At 71.3% G+C, this 19,887-nt stretch carries 18 protein-coding genes; 10 read left to right on the plus strand and 8 right to left on the minus strand.

What is annotated here, in order from left to right:
- Nucleotides 1-69: 69 nt before the first annotated feature.
- Nucleotides 70-966 carry a LysR family transcriptional regulator gene (locus tag OG897_RS25325; protein WP_266659619.1) on the minus strand — a complete coding sequence of 299 codons (897 nt, stop codon included), beginning with the start codon at nt 964-966 and terminating at the stop codon, nt 70-72.
- Nucleotides 967-1,047: 81 nt separating this feature from the next.
- On the opposite strand from OG897_RS25325, the gene OG897_RS25330 reads away from it, so the two are divergent.
- From OG897_RS25330 to OG897_RS25340, 3 genes are all read left to right on the plus strand, one after another.
- A complete protein-coding gene (locus OG897_RS25330) occupies nt 1,048-1,722 on the plus strand; it encodes an MOSC domain-containing protein (protein ID WP_266659621.1) in 675 nt (224 codons plus the stop codon).
- Between the two features lie 100 nt (nt 1,723-1,822).
- The gene (locus OG897_RS25335) at nt 1,823-3,337 is read left to right on the plus strand and encodes a multicopper oxidase family protein (RefSeq protein WP_266659623.1); all 1,515 of its coding nucleotides are present in this window, start codon (nt 1,823-1,825) and stop codon (nt 3,335-3,337) included.
- Between the two features lie 10 nt (nt 3,338-3,347).
- On the plus strand, nt 3,348-4,121 hold the full coding sequence (locus OG897_RS25340; RefSeq protein WP_266659625.1) for an SDR family oxidoreductase: 774 nt from the start codon (nt 3,348-3,350) through the stop codon (nt 4,119-4,121).
- Here OG897_RS25340 and OG897_RS25345 read toward each other — a convergent pair.
- Nucleotides 4,115-5,983: a DUF2264 domain-containing protein gene (locus OG897_RS25345; RefSeq protein WP_266659627.1), complete on the minus strand. Its 1,869-nt coding sequence runs from the start codon at nt 5,981-5,983 to the stop codon at nt 4,115-4,117. The genes OG897_RS25340 and OG897_RS25345 overlap by 7 nt on opposite strands.
- 203 nt (nt 5,984-6,186) lie before the next feature.
- Here OG897_RS25345 and OG897_RS25350 point away from each other — a divergent pair, with 203 nt between their 5' ends.
- The 5 genes from OG897_RS25350 (at nt 6,187) to OG897_RS25370 (ending at nt 11,809) form a co-directional block, all read left to right on the plus strand.
- Complete coding sequence (locus tag OG897_RS25350) at nt 6,187-7,314, plus strand: substrate-binding domain-containing protein (RefSeq protein WP_266659629.1); 1,128 nt, start codon at nt 6,187-6,189, stop codon at nt 7,312-7,314.
- 124 nt (nt 7,315-7,438) lie between these two features.
- A complete protein-coding gene (locus OG897_RS25355) occupies nt 7,439-8,758 on the plus strand; it encodes an ABC transporter substrate-binding protein (protein ID WP_266660483.1) in 1,320 nt (439 codons plus the stop codon).
- A gap of 8 nt (nt 8,759-8,766) precedes the next feature.
- On the plus strand, nt 8,767-9,828 hold the full coding sequence (locus tag OG897_RS25360) for a carbohydrate ABC transporter permease (protein ID WP_266659631.1): 1,062 nt from the start codon (nt 8,767-8,769) through the stop codon (nt 9,826-9,828).
- Entirely contained in the window at nt 9,825-10,691 is an 867-nt protein-coding gene (locus OG897_RS25365) for a carbohydrate ABC transporter permease (RefSeq protein ID WP_266659632.1), read from the plus strand. The genes OG897_RS25360 and OG897_RS25365 overlap by 4 nt, the downstream gene beginning before the upstream one ends.
- A 50-nt stretch (nt 10,692-10,741) precedes the next feature.
- Nucleotides 10,742-11,809 carry a hydroxyacid dehydrogenase gene (locus OG897_RS25370; RefSeq protein WP_266659633.1) on the plus strand — a complete coding sequence of 356 codons (1,068 nt, stop codon included), beginning with the start codon at nt 10,742-10,744 and terminating at the stop codon, nt 11,807-11,809.
- 206 nt (nt 11,810-12,015) lie between these two features.
- Here the strand turns inward: OG897_RS25370 and groL are convergent, their stop codons facing one another.
- From groL to OG897_RS25390, 4 genes are all read right to left on the minus strand, one after another.
- Nucleotides 12,016-13,641 carry a chaperonin GroEL gene (gene groL / locus OG897_RS25375; RefSeq protein WP_266659634.1) on the minus strand — a complete coding sequence of 542 codons (1,626 nt, stop codon included), beginning with the start codon at nt 13,639-13,641 and terminating at the stop codon, nt 12,016-12,018.
- A gap of 112 nt (nt 13,642-13,753) precedes the next feature.
- On the minus strand, nt 13,754-14,062 hold the full coding sequence (gene groES, locus OG897_RS25380; RefSeq protein WP_185028083.1) for a co-chaperone GroES: 309 nt from the start codon (nt 14,060-14,062) through the stop codon (nt 13,754-13,756).
- Between the two features lie 432 nt (nt 14,063-14,494).
- The gene (locus OG897_RS25385) at nt 14,495-15,280 is read right to left on the minus strand and encodes a polysaccharide deacetylase family protein (RefSeq protein ID WP_266659637.1); all 786 of its coding nucleotides are present in this window, start codon (nt 15,278-15,280) and stop codon (nt 14,495-14,497) included.
- Between the two features lie 251 nt (nt 15,281-15,531).
- A complete protein-coding gene (locus OG897_RS25390) occupies nt 15,532-16,530 on the minus strand; it encodes a polysaccharide deacetylase family protein (protein WP_266659639.1) in 999 nt (332 codons plus the stop codon).
- A gap of 228 nt (nt 16,531-16,758) precedes the next feature.
- On the opposite strand from OG897_RS25390, the gene OG897_RS25395 reads away from it, so the two are divergent.
- Nucleotides 16,759-18,108: an SAM-dependent methyltransferase gene (locus OG897_RS25395; RefSeq protein ID WP_266659641.1), complete on the plus strand. Its 1,350-nt coding sequence runs from the start codon at nt 16,759-16,761 to the stop codon at nt 18,106-18,108.
- Between the two features lie 29 nt (nt 18,109-18,137).
- The gene (locus OG897_RS25400) at nt 18,138-18,719 is read left to right on the plus strand and encodes a hypothetical protein (protein WP_266659643.1); all 582 of its coding nucleotides are present in this window, start codon (nt 18,138-18,140) and stop codon (nt 18,717-18,719) included.
- Between the two features lie 58 nt (nt 18,720-18,777).
- On the opposite strand, the gene OG897_RS25405 is transcribed toward OG897_RS25400, so the two are convergent.
- Nucleotides 18,778-19,425, minus strand: coding sequence for a hypothetical protein (locus OG897_RS25405; RefSeq protein WP_266659645.1), 648 nt, complete (start codon nt 19,423-19,425; stop codon nt 18,778-18,780).
- Nucleotides 19,426-19,501: 76 nt separating this feature from the next.
- A complete protein-coding gene (locus OG897_RS25410) occupies nt 19,502-19,867 on the minus strand; it encodes a hypothetical protein (protein ID WP_266659646.1) in 366 nt (121 codons plus the stop codon).
- Nucleotides 19,868-19,887 lie beyond the last annotated feature (20 nt).

Here is a 19,887-nt window from a genome sequence, read left to right on the forward strand (position 1 = left end):
GGCAGGGGCCGCACCTTCGGGTGCGGCCCCTGGGTCGTTCGGCGGTGCGGTCTTCCCGTACGGGGCCGATCAGCGGGCGGCGGCCAGCGCGAGCTGGTCGAGGGTGGCCGCGACCGCAGGGACCTGCGCCAGGTCGGGCAGCGTGAGCGCGACGATCTCGCGCTGCACGGCGGGCTCCACCGCCACGGTGCGCACCCCCGTCGGACGTACGGTCTCCATGGCCAGCTCCGGCAGTACGGCGACGCCGAGGCCCGCGCCGACCAGGCCGATCACGGCCGGGTAGTCGTCGGTGGCGAAGTCGATGCGGGGCGCGAATCCGGCGCTCTCGCAGACCTCCACGAGCTGGCGGCGGCAGCGCGGGCAGCCCGCGATCCAGGGCTCGTCGGCGAGTTCGGCGATGCCCACGGTCCCGGCCTCGGCGAGCCGGTGCCCGTCGGGGACCAGGCCGACGAGGCGGTCGGTGAGCAGGGGGCGGACGACTAGGTCGGTCCAGTCCTCGGTCGCACCGCCCGGCCCGTAGCGGAAGGCGAGGGCGACGTCGCAGTCGCCCTCGCGGAGCATCTCCACCGAACGCGGGGGTTCCGCGTCGACCAGCGAGACGCGGGTGCCGGGGTGGGCGGCGCGCAGGGCGGCGAGCGCGGTGGGGACCAGGGTGGAGCTGCCGGAGGGGAAGGAGACCAGGCGTACCCGGCCGGCGCGCAGCCCCGCGATGGCGGCGACCTCCTCCTCTGCGGCGGTGAGCCCGGCGAGGATGCCCGCGGCGTGCCGCACCAGGACCTCGCCGGCCTGGGTCAGGCGCATCTCGCGGGCGGCGCGGATCAGGAGCGGGGTGCCCGCCGACTGCTCCAGGGCCTTCATCTGCTGGCTGACGGCGGGCTGGGTGCAGCCGAGTTCGCGGGCGGCGGCGGAGAAGGACCCGGTGGAGGCGACTGCGCGCAGGACGCGGAGGTGGCGGGCTTCAATCATGCGTCGATCATAAGTCTCGCTTGGATGCAGAAGCGAATTATCGAATGCGTCTTTGAGATGGGCTCGGCTAGCGTGATCGGCATGGAGCTACTGAGCGTGAATGTGGGGCGGGCGACCGCCAGTGAGCACACCGATCAGGCGGAAGGTCTGACGGGCATCGGCAAGCGTCCGACGGAGGGGCCCGTGGAGGTCGGCGACCCTGGCCCGAAGGGCACCGGCGGCAGCGGGGTGGCCGGGGACGAGATCTGCGAACTGCGCCACCACGGCGGCACCCACCAGGCGGTCTACGCCTACGCCCGCGAGGACCTGGACCGGTGGGAGGCGGAGCTCGGACGGCCGCTGCGCAACGGGGAGTTCGGCGAGAACTTCACCACCGAGGGGCTCGACGTGAACGGTGCGCGGATCGGCGAGCGGTGGAAGGTCGGCGACTCCCTCGTCCTCGAAGTGACCTCCTCGCGCATCCCGTGCCGTACGTTCGCGGGCGCGCTGGACGAGAAGGGCTGGGTGAAGCGGTTCACGGCGGCGGCGGTCCCGGGCGCGTACCTCAGGGTGGTGGAGCCCGGGACCGTACGGGCCGGGGACCTGATCGAGGTCGTGCACAGTCCCGCGCACGACGTGACGGTGAGCATGCAGTTCCGGGCCGTCACGCTGGAGCGGGAGCTGCTGCCCGGGCTGCTGGCGGCCGGGGACGCGCTGCACCCGGAGGCCCGGCGCAAGGCGCTGACGTACGTGGAGAAGCGGGGCACGCCCGCGTAGGTGGTGGGTGAAGTCCCCGAGAGGGGGCCGGGGGCGGGTCCGGGGGCGGTGCGGGCCCGCCCCCGATGTGCGGGTACGGGGTGGGCGCGAGGGTCGGGGCATGTCCCGGTGGAAGCGCGTCCTCATCGTTCTCGGCTCGGTCGCGGCCGTGTTCCTCGCCGCTGTCGGCGGCCTGTTCGCCTGGCAGTGGAACGGGGCCGGGGTGAGCACGGTCGGCCAGGTGCGGTTCGACAACGAGCTGAGGGTGCCGCCGCTCGCGGAGTCGACGGTCGAGAAGGACGGCACCCGGGTGTTCTCGCTGCGGATGCAGGCGGGAACCACGGAGTTCCAGCAGGGCCTGAAGACGCCGACCTGGGGCTTCAACGGCTCGCACCTGGGGCCGACGCTGCGGGCGAAGCGCGGCGAGAAGGTCAAGGTGTTGGTCGAGAACACGCTCGACGAGGCGTCCGGCGTGCACTGGCACGGCATGCACGTCCCCGCGAAGATGGACGGCGGCCCGCACCAGGAGGTCGCCCCTGGCAAGACCTGGACGCCGCAGTGGAAGGTCGACCAGCCCGCCGCGACGCTCTGGTACCACCCGCACCCGCACGGCAAGACCGAGAAGCACGTGCAGCGGGGGCTCGCGGGGATGTTCCTGATCGACGACGCCAGGACCGCGTCGCTGAAGCTGCCGAAGCGGTACGGGGTGGACGATCTGCCGGTGGCGGTCCAGGACGTCGCGTTCGACGGGGCGGACTTCGACCACGGGCGGCGGAGCTTCCTGCAGAACACCGGTTTCCTGGGCACGCGGACGATGGTCAACGGCACGCTCGACCCGTACCAGGTGGTCGGTGACGAGCTCGTACGGCTGCGGCTGCTGAACGCCTCGACGGCGCGGATCTACGACTTCGGGTTCGGTGACGACCGGGACTTCACGCTGGTCGGGACGGACGGCGGGCTGCTGGAGCGGCCTCAGACGCTGAAGCGGGTGCAGCTGTCGCCGGGGGAACGGGCGGAGGTCGTGGTGCGGATGCGGGCCGGGGAGAAGGCGGTGCTGCGCAGCTTTCCGCAGGGCAATTACGGGGGCGGGTTCGAGCAGCGGTTCGCCGGCGGCGACGACTCTTTCGACGTACTGGAGCTGAGGGCGGCGGCCGCGCTGCGGAAGTCGCCGAAACTGCCGTCCGTCATGGGCGCCTTGGAAGTGCCGCAGGAGAAGGACGCGGCGCGGGGGCGGTTCTTCGGGCTGCGGATGTCGGGGATCAACGGGCGGAAGATGGACAGGGGGCACGTCGACGAGACGGTCGTCCGGGGCACGGCCGAGGTGTGGACCGTACGGAACGAGGACGGGGCGCCGCACAACTTCCACGTGCACGACGTGCGGTTCAGGGTGGTGTTGGTGGACGGGAAGCCGCCGACGGGGATGCTGCGCGGGGCGAAGGACACCGTGTACGTGCCGGGTGGGTCCACGGTGAAGCTGGCGATGCGCTTCGAAGGACCGGCCGATCCGGACACGCCGTACATGTACCACTGTCATCTGCTGTATCACGAGGACCAGGGAATGATGGGCCAGTTCGTGGTCGTGGAGAAGGGGCAGAAGGAGGGAACCCCGGCTTCCGGCGGTCACGGCGGGCACTAACGTGGGGCGCATGACGACTGCACTGATCACGGGCGCGACCGCAGGCATCGGCTCCGCCTTCGCGCGGCGACTGGCCTCCGACGGACACAACCTGGTGTTGGTGGCACGCAACACCGAGCGTCTCCAGAAGCAGGCGACGGAGCTGCACGACAAGCACGGCGTGGAGGCGGAGGTGCTGACCGCCGACCTGTCCACGGAGGCGGGGATCGCGGCCGTCGAGGCACGGCTCGCGGACCGTACGCACCCGGTGGACCTGCTGGTCAACAACGCCGGTTTCGGCAACAAGGGCGAGTTCCTCGAAGTGCCGATGGAGGACGAGCTGACCATGCTGAAGGTGCACTGCGAGGCGGTGCTGCGGCTGACGTCGGCGGCGGTCAGGGGCATGAAGGAGCGGCGCAGGGGCGGGGTCGTCAACGTCGCTTCGGTGGCCGCCTTCGTGCCGCGCGGGACGTACGGGGCGAGCAAGGCGTGGGTCGTGCAGTTCACGCAGGGCGCGGCGAAGGACCTGGCGGGGAGCGGGGTGCGGCTGATGGCGCTGTGCCCCGGCTTCGTGCGGACGGAGTTCCACGAGCGGGCCGGGATGGGGACGGACAACATCCCCTCCTGGATGTGGCTGGACGCGGACAAGCTGGTGGCGGAGGCGCTGAAGGACATGGGGCGCGGGAAGTCGCTGTCGATTCCGGACCCTCGGTACAAGGCGCTGATGGGCGTGGTGAAGGTGGCGCCGCGCGGGCTGCTCGGGGGGATCACCTCCCGGACGGGCCGGAAGTACGGTCCTCAGTAGGGCAGTTCGAGTGTGGTGACGGTGCCGTCGTCCTCCCAGGTGATGTGGAGGATGGCGGCATTCGTCGTACGTGTCGCAGTTGTCATACGTGTCGCAGTTGTCGTACGTGTCGTACGGGGGAGGCCGACGCGGGCGAGGGTGGCGGCAGGGGCGGGGGCGGGTTCCGCGGTGAGGGAGGCGAGGGCGACGAAGAGGGAACTTCCGGTGTCGCCCGTTCGTCCTTGGAGTACGGCGGCGTGGGCGGACGGGCCGAACGGGGTCGGGCCGACGGGGAGTTGGTTCGCGGGCTGCGGGTCGTAGCCGTGGACGGGGTGGAGCTGGGCGGTGGCCGCTCCGTCCGGGGTGACGGCCCAGCCGGTCTGGCGTACCGGGGTGCCGGGCGGGGCGCCCAGGACGAGGTGGGCGCGGACTTCGGCGCGGCCGTGGACGGCGGTGGCGGAGACGACCCGGATGCCGGGGGCGGGGGTGTGGGCGGAGGAGGCCCAGTCCTGGCCCCGGGCCACCGGTGTGGCGGGGCCGCGTGTGGTGTGTGCACCGTCGATGAGCAGGGAGAAGTGGTTGTCGGGGGTCTCGTGGGCGGGGCCCGTGCGGGTGGAGTAGGCGAAGCGGGCGTAACCGGGGTCGTCCTCGGGGCCCACGTGGTTGCTGCCGTGGTTGTGCAGGCGGACGAGTCCGTCGGCGGCGGTGGAGTGGATGAGGAGGTGGGGCGGGGCGGCGAGGACGACACTGTCGGCGGTCTCGGCGGGGAGGGGCTCCTCGGGGGCCGTCCAGGCGGGGTGGTCGGCGGGCAGGAGCAGGCCGAGGAAGCCCTTGGAGGCCCAGTAGGGGGAGCCGGGGCCGGAGTAGCTCTGGATCAGGGGCGGGTACGGGCCGTACCAGCCGAGGGTGAGCAGGCCGTCCGGGGCCGTGGCCCCCCGGTCGAGGAAGTGGCGCAGAGTGCCGGAGGCGAGGCGGCGGGTGGCTCCGGGGGTGAGCGGGGTGTGGCCGGTGAGGGCGCCGAGCCAGGGGGCGGCGGCTGCCGCGAAGCGGTAGGTGAGGGAGCGGCCGAAGGGCATGGGTGCGCCGGTCGCGTCGAACATAGCCGTGTACGTGTCGAGTTGGGCGTGCAGGCGCGGGCCGTAGCGGTCGAGGAGGGCCTTGTCGCCGGACAGGTGGGCGTGCAGGACGGGATAGAAGTGCAGGGCCCAGGCGTTGTAGTGGTCGAAGGCGCGGTTCGGGCCGTCGCTGTACCAGCCTTCGCCGAGGTGCCAGTCCTCGATGCGGGCGAGGGCGGTGTCGATGGTGGCGCGTGCCCGGTCGGTCTCGATGCCGACGTCTTGGAGGAATCCGGCGACGGTGAGGCCGAAGAGCCACCAGTTGTTGTCGACGGGGGACGGGCCGAGGGCGGGCAGCAGCCAGTCGACGGCGCGCTGCCGGGTGGCGTCGTCGAGGGTGTCCCAGAGCCAGGGGCGGGTCAGGCGCAGCGAGAGCGCGACCGAGGCGGACTCGACGACGGCCTGACGGATGTCGGCGGGGCGGGGCCAGGACTCGGGGTCGGCGGGGCTCATGTCCGGGCTTGAGGTGGGGTGTTGGGTTCCGGCGGCGAGCCCTTCGGCGTACCGGGCGAGGTGGCCGTGCGGGTCGTCGCCGTGCGCGCCCGCGACGCGCAGGGCCGCGAGGAGGAACGTACGGGCGTAGCCTTCGAGGCCGTCGGAGCGGGGGCCCGAGACGCTCGGGCGGGGGCCAGGGAGGTGGATCAGGCCGTGGCGTGGGGTGCTGTACGGGCGTACGGCGAGGAGGAGTTCGTCGGCCGCGTGCTCCCAGTGGGCGCGGGTCCAGCCGGTGTACGGACTGAGCTCACGGTTCTCGGGCGGCATGGGCATGATGCTCCCCTGGAGGCGGATGCGGCGGCGTTGTCGCGGCGCGACTGCGGCGGTACGGCTACGACGGCGTCGCCGGGAATCATCAACTCCCCTTGATCGAAGGTCAATGGATGTCGGTCGAATGATCGAAACTTCCGTCGTTCGATCACCCGGACTGGTCTAGGGTCGGACCGGATCACCACACCGTCGAGGGGGATGCGACCGTGCGCGAAAGTGCCGCAGAACGTCATGACCGCATGCTGGAGCTGGTCCGCCGGCACGGCACCGCGCGGGTCTCGGACCTGGCGGGGCTGCTGGGGGTCTCCCCCGTCACCGCCCGCCGGGACGCCGAGGCGCTGGCGGCGAAGGGGCTGCTGGAGCGGGTGCACGGGTCGGTGTCCTGGCCCGCGACGGTTCCCGGTCAGCGCTCCGACGACTTGGTGCTGGGGCTGCTCGCGCCCTCGGCGACGTACTACTTCGCCGAGGTGATCCGGGGTGCGCACGAGGCGGCGGCGAAGGCCGGGGCCCGGCTGATCCTGCGGATCTCCGACTACCGGCCCGAGGAGGACCGGGCCCGGGTGGAGGGGCTGCTCGCGGCCGGGGCGCGGGGGCTGCTGGTGGCGCCCGGGTGGCGGCGGCCGCAGGACCCGGCCCGGTACGGGGAGTGGCTGGCGCGGCTGCCCGTTCCGGCCGTGCTCCTGGAGCGGCAGCCCGCGCCGGGATCGCCGCTGGACGGTCTCGACCGGGTCTGCTCGGACCACGCGTACGGTGCGCTGCTCGCGGTGCGTCACCTGGTGGGGCTCGGGCACGGGGCGCCGGTGCTGGTGGCGCGGGCGGACAGCCCGACGGCCCTGTCGGTACGGGCCGGATACGCGGCGGCGCTGGGCTCGCTGGGGCTGACGGCGCCCCGGGCCGCCATCGACTCCGTACCGGCCGAACTGGACCCGGAGGGGTTCGAGTCGGCGGTACGGGACCTGTGCGCGGCGGTGTCGGAGGGGGCTCGGGCGGCGCTGGTGCACAACGACGTGGACGCGATCCAGATCGTGCAGCGGCTCGCCGAGCTGGGGGTGCGGGTGCCCGGGGACCTGGCGGTGGTGGCGTACGACGACGAGGTGGCGGCGCTCGCGGACACCCCGCTGACGGCGGTGGCTCCGCCGAAGCGCGAAGTGGGTCGGCACGCGGCGGAGTTGCTGGTGGAGCGGCTGCGGGGAGACGCCTGCGGAGAGTCGCCGCGGCGACATCTGTCGCTGCTGCCGGGGCTGCGGGTGCGGGCGTCGTGCGGGGCGGGCGCGGAAGCGGCCACGGAGGCGGCCACGGCGGCCACGGCGGCGACTGGGACCGTGTCCGCGTGAGCTAGTTTCGATCATTCGATCAATCGCTCTTGACTTCGTTCAGGGCTGGTTCAAGGATCGCGGCCAACGCCCATCTCGCCGCCTTCCTTACAGGAGCCTTGCCGTGAGCCGCAGTTGGAAGCGAATCCCCCTCCGGAAGCGAACCCCCCTCGTCGCCCTCGGTGCCGTCACCGCTCTCGCCGTCCTCACGGCCTGCGGCGGCGGTGACGGCACCGCCGCCGCGCCCGGGGCCGACGGCAAGCCCGTGGACCTGACCTTCTGGGGCTGGGCCAAGGGAACCAAGGAGGTCGTCGACGCCTTCAACGCCTCGCACACGAACATCAGGGTGAAGTTCGAGGAGATACCGTCCGGCAACGCGGGCGGGTACGCGAAGATCTCCAACGCGGTGAAGGCGGGCAACGCCCCCGACCTGGTGTCCATCGAGTACCCCATGCTGCCGGAGTTCGTCAGCCAGGGCTCGGTGCAGGACATCGGCGCGCTGCTCGGCGACGACGTGAAGAAGAAGTTCCTGCCGCAGGCGGTGGAGCTGACGACGCTCGGCGGCAAGAACTGGGCGGTCCCCTTCGACGCAGCACCGCAGGCGTTCTACTACCGCAAGGACCTCTTCACGAAGTACGGCGTCGACGTGCCGAAGACCTGGGACGAGTTCAGGGCGGCGGCCGAGAAGGTGAAGAAGGCCGACGCGAAGGCGCGGATCGGCACCTTCTTCCCGGACGACCCGACGACGTTCCAGGCGATGGCCTGGCAGGCGGGAGCCCAGTGGTTCAAGGCCGAGGGCGACACCTGGAAGGTGAACACCACCGACGCCGCGACCACCAAGGTCTCCGCGTACTGGCAGCAGCTCCTCGACGACGACCTGGTCCGCAACAACGCCTCCTTCAGCCCGGAGTGGACCAACTCCCTCAAGAGCGGCGGCACCGTCGGCTACCTCGGCGCGGCCTGGGGCGCGGGTGTCCTGAAGGGCACGCTGCCGGAGCAGGAGGGCAAGTGGGCGGTCGCCCCGATGCCGACCTGGGACGGCAGGGCGGCCAGCGGGATGCTCGGCGGGTCGACGTTCGCGGTGACCAAGGGCAGCAAGAAGGCGTCCGCCTCGGTCGAGTTCGCGAAGTGGATGACGACGACGGAGGCGGGCATCAAGGCCCGTATCGCGTCCGGCACTTCGAGCGCCTTCCCGGCGGCGACCGAGCTGCGTCCGGCGGCGAAGAAGGCGTTCGACGCGACGTACTACGGCGGCCAGGACATCTACCAGGTCTTCGAGGAAGCCGGTACGTCGATCACCCCGAACTGGGCGTGGGGCCCGAGCACCGGCACCACCAACAGCGTCATCAAGGACCAGTTCGGCAGGGTCACAGGCGGCGGCACGACGATCGCCGATGCGGTGAAGGCCGGTCATGACGCGACGGTCGCCGAGCTGAAGAAGCGCGGCCTGAAGGTCGAGGGCTGAGCCCCACCATGACCACCACGAAGGCCGAATCCGGCACGGGGGCCCGGTGCGCGAGCGGGGCCGCCCGTGCCGCCGGGCCGGTCGGCCGCGCGGCCCCCGCGCCCCCGCCCGTACGCGGGCGGCCCCGCTCCCGCACCGGGCGTGCCGCCGCCCTCCTCCTCGCCCCCTTCTTCGTGCTGTTCGTCCTGGTGATGGTCGTGCCGATCGGATACGCGGTGTGGCTCAGCCTCTTCAGCGAGAAGCAGTCGGGACTGGGCTTCGGCGGGGTCGAGACCGTGTTCAGCGGCCTCGACAACTACACGGCGGCGCTGGGCGATCCGGCCTTCCGGGAGGGCTTCCTGGTCCTTCTCGGGTACTGCGCGCTCTACATCCCGCTGATGATCGGCGGGGCCCTCGCGCTGGCCCTGCTCCTCGACTCGGCGCTCGCCCGCGCGCGCCGCTTCTTCCAGCTCGCCCTGTTCCTGCCGCACGCCGTGCCCGGCATCATCGCCGCGCTGATCTGGGTGTACCTGTACACGCCGCAGCTCAGCCCGGTGGTCGACGCGATGGAGGCGGGCGGGATCGGCTTCGACTTCTTCTCGCCGTCGGGCGCGCTGCCCTCGGTGGTCAACATCGCCCTGTGGGAGTGGCTCGGCTACAACATGGTGATCTTCTACGCCGCCCTCCAGGCCGTCGACCGGGCCGTCCTGGAGGCGGCCACCGTCGACGGGGCGGGGGCCTGGCGCACCGCGTTCAGCATCAAGGTGCCGCTGATCAGGGCGTCGGTGGTGATGGTCGCGCTGTTCACGGTCATCGGCTCGCTCCAGCTCTTCACCGAACCTCTCATCCTCAACAAGGGCACCGGTTCCGCCGTCACCTCCACCTGGACGCCGAACATGTACGCCTACACCGCGGCCTTCGACCGCAACGACTACGGGCTCGCCGCGGCGGCCTCCGTACTCCTGGCCCTGACGGCGGCACTGCTGTCGTTCGTGGTGACGAAGCTGTCGGGCGGACGCAAGCAGAAGAAGGGCGGAACGAAGAGGGCCGTGCCGAAGAAGGCCGGAATGGAGGAGGTGGCGTCCGCATGAGCACCGCCGTGTCGCCCACCGCACCGCCGAACCGCTGGCTGTCCCGTACCGCCGTCAACGGCGCGCTCGTCCTCGCCACGCTCTACATGCTCTTCCCCCTCGTCTGGCTGCTCACCGCCGCCACCAAGGACGCGGGCGGCCTCCTCGCGGGCAACGCGTTCTCCTTCGAGGGCTTCGACCTCGGGCAGAACCTCTCCGCGCTCGCCTCCCACGGTGACGGCATCTACGTCCGCTGGTACGCCAACTCCCTTCTGTACGCGGGTGTGGGGGCCGTGCTCAGCTCGCTGGTGAGCGTCGCGGCGGGCTACGCCTTCGACAAGTACGCCTTCCGGGGCAAGGAGAAGCTGTTCTCCACGGTGCTGCTCGGGGTGCTGGTCCCGACGACCGCGCTCGCCCTGCCCCTGTACCTCCTGGCCAGCAAGATCGGGCTGGTCAACACCTACTGGGCGGTCCTGCTGCCGGTCCTGGTCCACCCCTTCGGCGTCTACCTCTCGCGGGTCTTCAGCGCGGGCTACATCCCGAACGAGGCCCTGGAGGCGGCCCGTATCGACGGGGCGGGCGAGCTGCGGATCTTCGTCTCGATCGGTCTGCCCATGGTGATGCCGGGGTTCGTGACCGTCTTCCTCTTCCAGTTCACCGCGATCTGGAACAACTTCTTCCTCCCCCTGGTGATGCTGTCGGACCAGAAGCTCTTCCCGCTGAGCCTCGGTCTCTACGCGTGGAACTCCAACGCCCACGCCGAGCCGACGTACCTCCCGATGGTCGTCACCGGCTCCCTCCTCGCCGTCGTCCCCCTGATCGTCGCCTTCGTCTCCCTCCAGCGGCACTGGAAGGCCGGGCTCACGGCCGGCAGCGTCAAGTGACGAGCCATTCCTTAGCGCCGAACGACCTGATGAGGAGCCCGAGTTCCACCATGCACCACGCCACTGACAATCGGCCCGTCGTCCCCGGCGGAGCGGCGTCCCCGGCCGTCCACCGGCCGAGGACCCTGCTCGCCATGGCCCCCGGGCTCGCCGACCGGCTCTTCACGCAGGAGCAGCGCGCCCGGCTGGCGCGCATCGCCCGCACCGATCCGTATCTGGTCGCCGACGACCTGCACTCCCCCGCGTACGAGGACGCCCTCGCGGCGGCGGAGGTGCTGCTGACCTGCTGGGGGGCGACGCCGCTCACCTCGGACGTGCTGGAGAGGGCGCCCCGGCTGCGGGCGGTCGTACACGCGGCGGGATCGGTCAAGCACCATGTCACGCACGCCTGCTGGGAGCGGGGGCTGGTCGTCAGCGCGGCCGCCGGAGCCAATGCGCTGCCGGTCGCCGAGTACACCCTCGCCGCGATCCTCCTCGCGGGGAAGCAGGTGGGGCGGGCGGCGCGCAAGTACCGGGAGCTGGGCGGGGCCTCCCACGACTGGCGCACCGAGCTGGGCTCGTCCGGCAACTACCGCCGGACGGTCGGGATCGTCGGGGCGTCCCGGATCGGGCGTCGGGTCATCGAGCTGTTGCACCCCTTCGACCTGCGGGTACTGCTGTACGACCCGTACGTGAGCGGCGCCGAGGCGGCGCGGCTCGGGGTCGAACCCGTGGAGCTGCTGGAGCTGTGCGCGCGGAGCTCGGTCGTGTCCGTGCACGCGCCGCAGCTCCCGGAGACGCGGCACATGATCGGTGCGCCCGAGCTGGCGGCGATGCCGGACGGGGCGACGCTGATCAACACGTCGCGGGGGTCGCTGGTCGACGAGGCGGCGCTCGTCGGGCATGCGCGGGCGGGGCGACTGGACGCCGTACTCGACGTGACCGAGCCCGAACTGCCGCCGCCCGGGTCGCCGTTGTACACCCTGCCGAACGTGCTGCTCACCCCCCACCTGGCGGGGTCGTTCGGCAACGAGCTGCACCGGATGGCGGCGCACGCGATCGACGAGGTGGGGCGGTACGGGGCGGGGCTGGCTTTCCTGGAGCCGGTCCGCGCGGAGGCGTTGGGGCGCTCAGCGTAGGGGCGTGGGGTCGCAGGGGCGTGGGGCCGCAGGGCCGTGGGGGTCCGTACGGGCGGGTGCGTCGTGGCTGTTCGCGCAGTTCCCCGCGCCCCCTGAACGCCTCAGCCCCACCCCGAGGGCCCGCCCCGGAAAGCGCCGAAGCCCGGCCCCGTCATCGCGACGGGGCCGGGCTTCAGGAACGTACAGCTACCTGCTGAGCCTCAGGCTCAGTGGGAGTGGCCGTGGCCGCCGTGACCGGCGTCGCCCTCGTCCTCGGCCGGCTTCTCGACGACCAGGGTCTCGGTCGTGAGCAGCAGCGAGGCGATGGAAGCGGCGTTCTCCAGGGCGGAGCGCGTGACCTTGACCGGGTCGATGACGCCGGCCTTGACCAGGTCGCCGTACTCGCCGGTCGCGGCGTTGAAGCCCTGACCCTTGTCGAGGTCGGCGACCTTCGAGGTGATGACGTAACCCTCGAGACCGGCGTTCTCGGCGATCCAGCGCAGCGGCTCGACGGCGGCGCGGCGGACGACCGCGACACCCGTGGCCTCGTCGCCGGTCTTGCCGAGGTTGCCCTCGAGGACCTTCACGGCGTGGACGAGCGCGGAGCCACCACCGGAGACGATGCCCTCCTCGACCGCGGCGCGGGTCGCGGAGATGGCGTCCTCCAGACGGTGCTTCTTCTCCTTGAGCTCGACCTCGGTCGCGGCACCGACCTTGATGACGCAGACGCCACCGGCGAGCTTCGCCAGGCGCTCCTGGAGCTTCTCGCGGTCCCAGTCGGAGTCCGTGGACTCGATCTCGGCCTTGATCTGGTTGACGCGGCCCTGCACGTCGGCGGACTCGCCACCGCCGTCGACGATGACCGTGTCGTCCTTGGAGATCGTGACGCGGCGGGCGGTGCCCAGTACGTCCAGACCGGCCTGGTCGAGCTTGAGGCCGACCTCTTCGGCGATGACGGTGGCACCGGTGAGGGTGGCCATGTCGCCGAGCATCGCCTTGCGGCGGTCGCCGAAGCCCGGGGCCTTGACGGCCACGGCGTTGAACGTGCCGCGGATCTTGTTGACGACGAGGGTGGAGAGCGCCTCGCCCTCGACGTCCTCGGCGATGATCAGCAGCGGCTTGGAGCCACCGGCCTGGATGACCTTCTCCAGGAGGGGCAGCAGGTCCTGGATCGAACCGATCTTGCCCTGGTGGATCAGGATGTACGGGTCGTCGAGGACGGCCTCCATACGCTCCTGGTCGGTCACCATGTACGGCGACAGGTAGCCCTTGTCGAAGGCCATGCCCTCGGTGAAGTCGAGCTCCAGGCCGAAGGTGTTGGACTCCTCGACGGTGATGACGCCGTCCTTGCCGACCTTGTCCATCGCCTCGGCGATGAGCTCGCCGACCTGCTGGTCCTGCGCGGAGAGCGCGGCCACGGCGGCGATGTCGGACTTGTCCTCGATCGGGCGGGCGGTCGCGAGGAGCTCCTCGGACACGGCCTTGACCGCGGCGTCGATGCCCTTCTTCAGGGCGGCCGGGGAAGCACCCGCGGCGACGTTGCGCAGACCCTCGCGGACGAGCGCCTGGGCCAGCACGGTGGCGGTGGTCGTACCGTCACCCGCGATGTCGTTGGTCTTGGTCGCCACCTCCTTCACCAGCTGGGCGCCGAGGTTCTCGTACGGGTCGTCGAGCTCGACCTCACGCGCGATGGTGACACCGTCGTTGGTGATGGTCGGGGCGCCGAACTTCTTGTCGATGACGACGTTGCGGCCGCGGGGGCCGATCGTCACCTTCACGGTGTCGGCAAGCTTGTTGACGCCGCGCTCAAGGGCGCGACGGGCGTCCTCGTCGAACTTCAGGATCTTCGCCATGGAGCTTTTCAAGTCCTCTCGGAATTACGAACTGCGCAAAACGAGCCGCGCCCCTGTCCACCCGGCGTGTGAGCGGGGGCCAGGGGCGCGGTTCATGAAATGCAGAAGTGAATTACTTCTCGATGATCGCGAGAACGTCGCGAGCCGAGAGGACGAGGTACTCCTCGCCGCTGTACTTCACCTCGGTGCCGCCGTACTTGCTGTACAGCACTACGTCGCCGACGGAGACGTCGAGCGGGAGGCGCTCGCCGTTCTCGAAGCGGCCCGGGCCCACGGCGAGGACGACGCCCTCCTGGGGCTTCTCCTTCGCGGTGTCCGGGATGACCAGGCCAGAGGCGGTGGTCTGCTCGGCGTCGAGCGGCTGGACCACGATGCGGTCCTCAAGCGGCTTGATGGCAACCTTGGAGCTTGCGGTCGTCACGATCCGGTCTCCCCCTTCGGAGATCTCACGGGGTTAACAGTCTGGGGTGGCGACCAGGTGGATCCGTCGTCGCGGGTGCCGGACCTGCCCGTCGCTGTGTTGGCACTCTCCAGTGGTGAGTGCCAGAGCCGAGACTATGACGCGGTTAGCACTCGGTCAAGCGGAGTGCCAATTCAGGACCGCCGGGGGTGACGGGGGCGGGTCCCGTCACGGGTTCCGGAGGGGGTCTCGGTACGGGCTCCGGGCGGTCTCGGTACGGGCTCTGGGGGCCTTCGTACGGGTTCTGAGCGGTCTCCGTACGGAGAAACGTACGGCGGGCCTCTTGGGTTCCGTACGACAGTGCGAGCCGTGACCTCCGATCCGGTACGGCGCCCCCCGCCTCGGCCGGGGCCAGGACCGGCGGCTCGCCGCACCCGAGCGGGAGTGGCTCTTCTAGAGGTAGTCCTCCAGGCGGGCCACCGTGAAGCCCTGGTCCTGTATGCGGCGCAGCATGCGGGTCGTCATTTCGGTGATCGTCGAACCCTTGAGCTCGTCCGGTCCTCGGAAGTGGGCGAGGACGATGTCGCCGGGCTTGAGGCGGTCGCCCTCCGCGTACCGCATGTTGTGGATCTGCATGGACTCCCGCCACAGGACGAGGGCCTTCACCCCGCAGCTGCCCGCCGCGCGCACGGTGTCGCTGTTGTAGTTGCCGTACGGCGGGCGGAAGAGGGTGGGGCGGGTGCCGAAGTGGGCTTCCAGGCGGTCCTGCTGGCCGCAGATCTGCCGGCGCTGGCCCTCGTAGGAGAGGGTGCGGAGGTTGGCGTGGCCCGTGGTGTGGTTCTGGATCGTGCCGCCGCCCGCGTCGCGGAGCTTCTTGAAGTGGTCGTAGTCGCTCCCGGCGACGCTGTCCGTGAGGAACATGCTGACCGGCAGCTTCAGCTCCGCGACCATCTTCACGAACTGCGGGTCCTTCTCGGCCCCGTCGTCGTAGGTGAGGAAGACGACCTTGTCGTTCGTCTTCACCCGGTCGAGCACGACGGGCGGTCCGGAGGGCTTGAGCACGGGGGTGCGGTCCGGGCGCTCGGGCACCGGCGCGAGGGGCTTCGGCAGGCCCCAGCGGGTGTACGCCTTGGCCGGTACGCCCCTGGTGTCGGTCAGGGGGGCGGCGGGGGCGGGGTTGCCGGGGGCGGTGGGGTGGGACGCCGACCGGTCCGGCGCTGTCGAGGGCCCTCCCCCCACCCCCTCCCCGGAGTTCCCTCCGGAACAGCCGCTCACCCCCACGGCGAGCACAGCGGCCGCCACCGCTCCCGCAACCCACAGCCCCGACCGGCGCACTCGTACTCCACCCACTGGATTCCTTCGACCTTCGACCTTCGTGCCCGTTCCGGCGCACTCCGCCGGAGGGTGTGCGATTCCCGCTCCCGCGCTAGCAGACGGGAAGTCGGCCCCGCTCGTTCCCGCGCCGCCACTCCTACCGAGGAACAGAGCGGTCAGACGTAGTCCTCCAGCTTGGCCACCGCGTAGCCCTTCGCGGTGATGGTCTTCATGACCCGGCGAATCATGTCGGGCATGGAGCCCTTCCAGTCGTCCGGCCCCCGGAAGTGCGTGAGGACGATGTCACCCGGGTGCAGGTCCTTGTCCCACTCCCGCCACTCCATCCGGTCGGGGAACGCCTCCGCCGCCCACAGCGGGATCGCCTTCACTCCGCACGACTTCGCGGCGACGAGGGTGTCCTTGTTGTAGTTGCCGTACGGCGGGCGGAAGAGCGGGGGCCGCTTGCCGTAGCGCTTCTCGATGTTGGACTGCTGGCCGCAGATCTCGCGCTTCTGCTGCTTGTACGAAAGGCCGGGCAGGTACCGGTGGTTGAGGGTGTGGTTGTGCAGGGCGACGCCCTTGTCCTGCATCTTCTTGAAGTAGCCGTAGTCCTCCTTCACCAGGTAGTCGGAGAGGAAGGAGCTGTACGGGATCTTCAGCTCGTCCATCATCCGGATCAGTTCGGGGTCCTTCTCCGCCCCGTCGTCGATGGTCAGGAACACGACCCTGTCCTTGACCGGCACCGTCGTGAACACCGGCGGCAGGCCCTCCGACACCTGCCCCTCCACCTCGAAGCCCCTGCGGGCCGTGATCGTCGGTCTGACCTGGGGCGGTGCGGGCGCGGCCAGCGGTACCTGCACCAGCCCCCAGCGCCTGGCGGCCGCCACCCGGGCCGCCTGCGCCGCTTTCGCCTCGGCCTGCTCGCGCCGCAGCTTCTCCGCGGGTGAGAGCAGCGCACCGGCCGCGCCGTCGACCTTCCTCCCCTGTCCCTCGTTCCCCTCCTTGCCGACGGCGGACCCGCCCTGCCCGCCCGTCTCCTCTTCCGGGGTGGCGCACCCCGAGGCGATCGCGGCCACGACCAGAACCGCTACCGCAATGCTGCCCCTTCTTCGTCCTGCACCTCCGGAGATATCCACAGAGGGACCTCTTTCTTCTTTTTGTCGTACAAGTCGCATGGCGCCGCATCCTGTCAGCGCACCCCTCCACGAACCGGACGACACCGCGAGGGGGCACGCACCGTCGCCCACTCGGCCCACACGGGACCCGGCCCACACCGGACCCGACCCACACCGGACCCGACCCACACCGCACCCGGCCCACGGCCGTCCCCCACCCAGCCCTGCTCAGCCCCGCCGCCGACCGGCTCCGCCCCCAGCCAGCCGCCCACCCCAGGCTGACCCACAATGGACCGGGTGAAGAACCCCTCCGCCGACGCCACCGCCGCAGCCGCAGCCGCCACCACCGCCGCAGCCCTCGACGCCTTCCGCGCCCTCCTCGCCCCCGAGGGCCAGGCCCTCCTCGCCGAGCTGCGCGACTACGACCCCGCCCAGGCCCTGGCACTCGCGACCCGGCTGCGCCGCGATCACTCCCCCGAGCTGGTGTCGGCGGCCCTCGCCCAGGCCCGGCTGCGGCAGCGGGCGGCGGCGAAGTTCGGCACCGAGGACGCACAGCGGATGTACTTCACGCCCAACGGCGTCGAGCAGTCGACCCGCAAGTCCGTCGCCGACTACCGGGCGGCCCGCTTCCGCCCGATCGTCAACGAACAGCACGCGGCCGAACAGCACCCGGCCTCCCCCGCCACGGCCCCCACCCCCGCCACCACCCCCGACACCACCACCGCCCGCAAGGCCCCCCACGTCATCGACCTCTGCGGCGGCATCGGCGGCGACGCCCTCGCCATGGCCCGCGCGGGCCTGCACGTCACCGCCGTCGACCTCGACCCCGCCGCCTGCCTGGCCGCCCACACCAACGCCCAGGCCCTCCTCCCCGATCCCGCCGTGCTCGACGTCGTACAGGCGGACGTCCTGACGTACGACCTGACCGGCGCGGACGCCCTGTTCCTCGACCCGGCACGGCGGTCTGGAGCACGCGGCCGGATCTTCGACCCCGAGGCGTACTCCCCGCCCCTCTCCTTCTCCGTCGCAGCCGTACGGAAGGTCGGCGCGGGGGCCGTCAAGATCGCCCCCGGCATCCCCCACGAGCTCGTCCCGGACGACTTCGAGGCCGAGTGGATCTCCGACGGCGGCGACGTCAAGGAAGCCGTCCTCTGGCACGCCCCGCCCGGCAGCCCGCACCTCACCCGGGGCGGCCGCCGCGCCACCCTCCTGCCCTCCGGCGCCAGCCTCCTCGGCCGCGGCCTGCCCGACCCCGACGTCCGCCCGGTCGGCCGCTACCTCTACGAGCCCGACGGCGCCGTGATCCGCGCCCACCTCGTCGCCGAGGTCGCCGAGGACCTCGACGGCGGCCTGATCGACGAGACGATCGCCTACATCACGGCCGACGAACTGCGCCCCACCCCCTACGCGACCCCGTACGAAATCACCGACCAACTGCCCTTCAGCGTCAAGAAGTTGAAAGCGGTCCTCCGGGAGCGCGAGGTCGGCGTCCTCACCGTCAAGAAGCGCGGCTCCGCCGTCGAGCCCGAAGAGCTCCGCAAGAAGATGAAGCTCTCCGGCAAGAACTCCGCGACCGTCTTCCTCACCCGCGTCGCCGGCGCTCCGACCATGCTGATCGGCCACCCCGCCCGGGGGTGAGACCCGCGCCCACGGGTAGGCAGGCCCCCATGACACACATCGAGGAAGCTCTCGACGAGTTGCAGCGCGTCCTGGAACCGACGGCCGGTGACGCGCGCGCCTGGACCGCCCCGGCCGGTCCGCCGGAGCAGCGCATGGAGTGGACCTGCTGGGAGACCGCCGCCCACATCGCGCACGATCTCGCCGCCTACGCAGGCCAGTTGGCGGCTCGTCCGGAGGACTGCTACCTGCCGTTCGACCTGGTGGTCCGGCCCGGAACCCCGCCCCGCGAAGTGCTCCGGGTGATCCGGGCGTCAGGCGGCATGCTCACGAGCACCCTCGCCACCGCGGGCCCCGAGGTACGGGCCTACCACTGGGGTCCGTGCGATCCCACGGGGTTCGAGGCGATGGGGGTCGCGGAGGCGATGCTCCACACGTACGACATCACGCAGGGGCTCGGCGTGCCGTGGACTCCTCCCGCCCGTTCGGCGACGTACGTGATCGAGCGGCTCTTCCCGGACGCTCCGGCGGGCGACCCGGCCGAGGTGCTGCTGTGGTGCACGGGACGCGGGGAACTGCCGGGGCACAAGCGGGTCACGGCATGGGTGTGGCAAGCGGTACGGGAGGGCTGACACGGAGCCTCCCGTACGAAGCGTCAGCCCCGAAGCACCCCGTACGAACGCACAACCCTCACGCCACCACCCGCACCGCCCATCTGTAGTGCCCCACCGCCTTCACCATCCCCAGCAGCCCCACCACCCACATCACGCACCCCATCCCGATGAAGTACGCGGCATCGGCGTACGTGTCCGATCCGGGGCTCGCCGACGCCGCCCAGGCCAGCGAGGTCCACAGCCCGAACGCCGCGAGCACGAAGGAGGGCAGCATCCAGGCGAGGCTCCGGCCGGGCGCGCGGAGTCCGCTGTCCTTCCCCGAGCTCTCAACGTCGTTCGAGCAGGGCACGCCACATGCCTGATCGGACCCCAACTCGCCCCACTCGCGCAGGCGCTGACGTATCGTCCGGTCCCGCTTCACCCCGAGGGCGAGCAGGACGACGGCGGGCACGATGCCGCCGATTCCCAGGACGAGGAAGATCCCGCCGATCAGCACGTCGGGGAACATGCCCTGCTCGAAGGTCTGGAGCGCGACCCCCACGCAGCCCCACCCCACCGCGAGCAGCAGCGCGTACAGCCAGAACCCCACGGCCGCCGGTACCCCGAGCGCCCTGCGGCCCAACTCCCGCATCGCGCGCGCCCGGTCCGCCAGCATCGCCTCCGGGTGCGGCCAGGTGCGGTACTGCGGGGGAGGCGGGGGCGGCGGCAGGGGCTGGCGGGGCATGCGGGTGCGGATTCCTTCGTACGACTGCGGGCAGGCGGACACGATCGGCGTCAAACGCTACCCGGTGCGACGAACGCTATGCGAGGTCGGTCAGCTCGTCCGCGTACACCTGCGAGAGCGGCTGCGGACCCACGTACTGCTGGCAGTTGCAGGTGCCCGCCTCGAAGCGGATCGGCTTCTTGTCCTCGTCCCAGGCGGTCGGCTTCTCGACCGACTCGTGGCACTTCCCGGCCTTGTCGTGCTTGGCGAGGTGGTGGGTGCAGCCGCAGATCGGCTCCGGCGGTTTGCTCGCGGCCTCAAGGGCCTGGCGCTCCTTGCGCTGCACCTCGATGCGCTCCAGCTGGCGCTCGTGGCGGGTGGCGAGGGCCTGGCGGCCCATGTTCGCGAGGCCGCCGAATCCGCCCATCATGAAGAAGATGAATATCCACCAGTACCAGGCCATCGCACGCCCCTCTCCCCAGT

The organism is Streptomyces sp. NBC_00237 (genome assembly GCF_026342435.1).
Taxonomy (GTDB): Bacteria; Actinomycetota; Actinomycetes; order Streptomycetales; family Streptomycetaceae; genus Streptomyces.

Bases quoted from the DNA above. Each gene is read 5' to 3' on its own strand.
- OG897_RS25325 (WP_266659619.1), bottom strand. From the start codon at position 966: ATGATTGAAGCCCGCCACCTCCGCGTCCTGCGCGCAGTCGCCTCCACC.
- OG897_RS25330 (WP_266659621.1), top strand. From the start codon at position 1,048: ATGGAGCTACTGAGCGTGAATGTGGGGCGGGCGACCGCCAGTGAGCAC.
- OG897_RS25335 (WP_266659623.1), top strand. From the start codon at position 1,823: ATGTCCCGGTGGAAGCGCGTCCTCATCGTTCTCGGCTCGGTCGCGGCC.
- OG897_RS25340 (WP_266659625.1), top strand. From the start codon at position 3,348: ATGACGACTGCACTGATCACGGGCGCGACCGCAGGCATCGGCTCCGCC.
- OG897_RS25345 (WP_266659627.1), bottom strand. From the start codon at position 5,983: ATGCCCATGCCGCCCGAGAACCGTGAGCTCAGTCCGTACACCGGCTGG.
- OG897_RS25360 (WP_266659631.1), top strand. From the start codon at position 8,767: ATGACCACCACGAAGGCCGAATCCGGCACGGGGGCCCGGTGCGCGAGC.
- OG897_RS25365 (WP_266659632.1), top strand. From the start codon at position 9,825: ATGAGCACCGCCGTGTCGCCCACCGCACCGCCGAACCGCTGGCTGTCC.
- OG897_RS25370 (WP_266659633.1), top strand. From the start codon at position 10,742: ATGCACCACGCCACTGACAATCGGCCCGTCGTCCCCGGCGGAGCGGCG.
- groL (WP_266659634.1), bottom strand. From the start codon at position 13,641: ATGGCGAAGATCCTGAAGTTCGACGAGGACGCCCGTCGCGCCCTTGAG.
- OG897_RS25390 (WP_266659639.1), bottom strand. From the start codon at position 16,530: ATGCGACTTGTACGACAAAAAGAAGAAAGAGGTCCCTCTGTGGATATC.
- OG897_RS25395 (WP_266659641.1), top strand. From the start codon at position 16,759: ATGGACCGGGTGAAGAACCCCTCCGCCGACGCCACCGCCGCAGCCGCA.
- OG897_RS25400 (WP_266659643.1), top strand. From the start codon at position 18,138: ATGACACACATCGAGGAAGCTCTCGACGAGTTGCAGCGCGTCCTGGAA.
- OG897_RS25405 (WP_266659645.1), bottom strand. From the start codon at position 19,425: ATGCCCCGCCAGCCCCTGCCGCCGCCCCCGCCTCCCCCGCAGTACCGC.
- OG897_RS25410 (WP_266659646.1), bottom strand. From the start codon at position 19,867: ATGGCCTGGTACTGGTGGATATTCATCTTCTTCATGATGGGCGGATTC.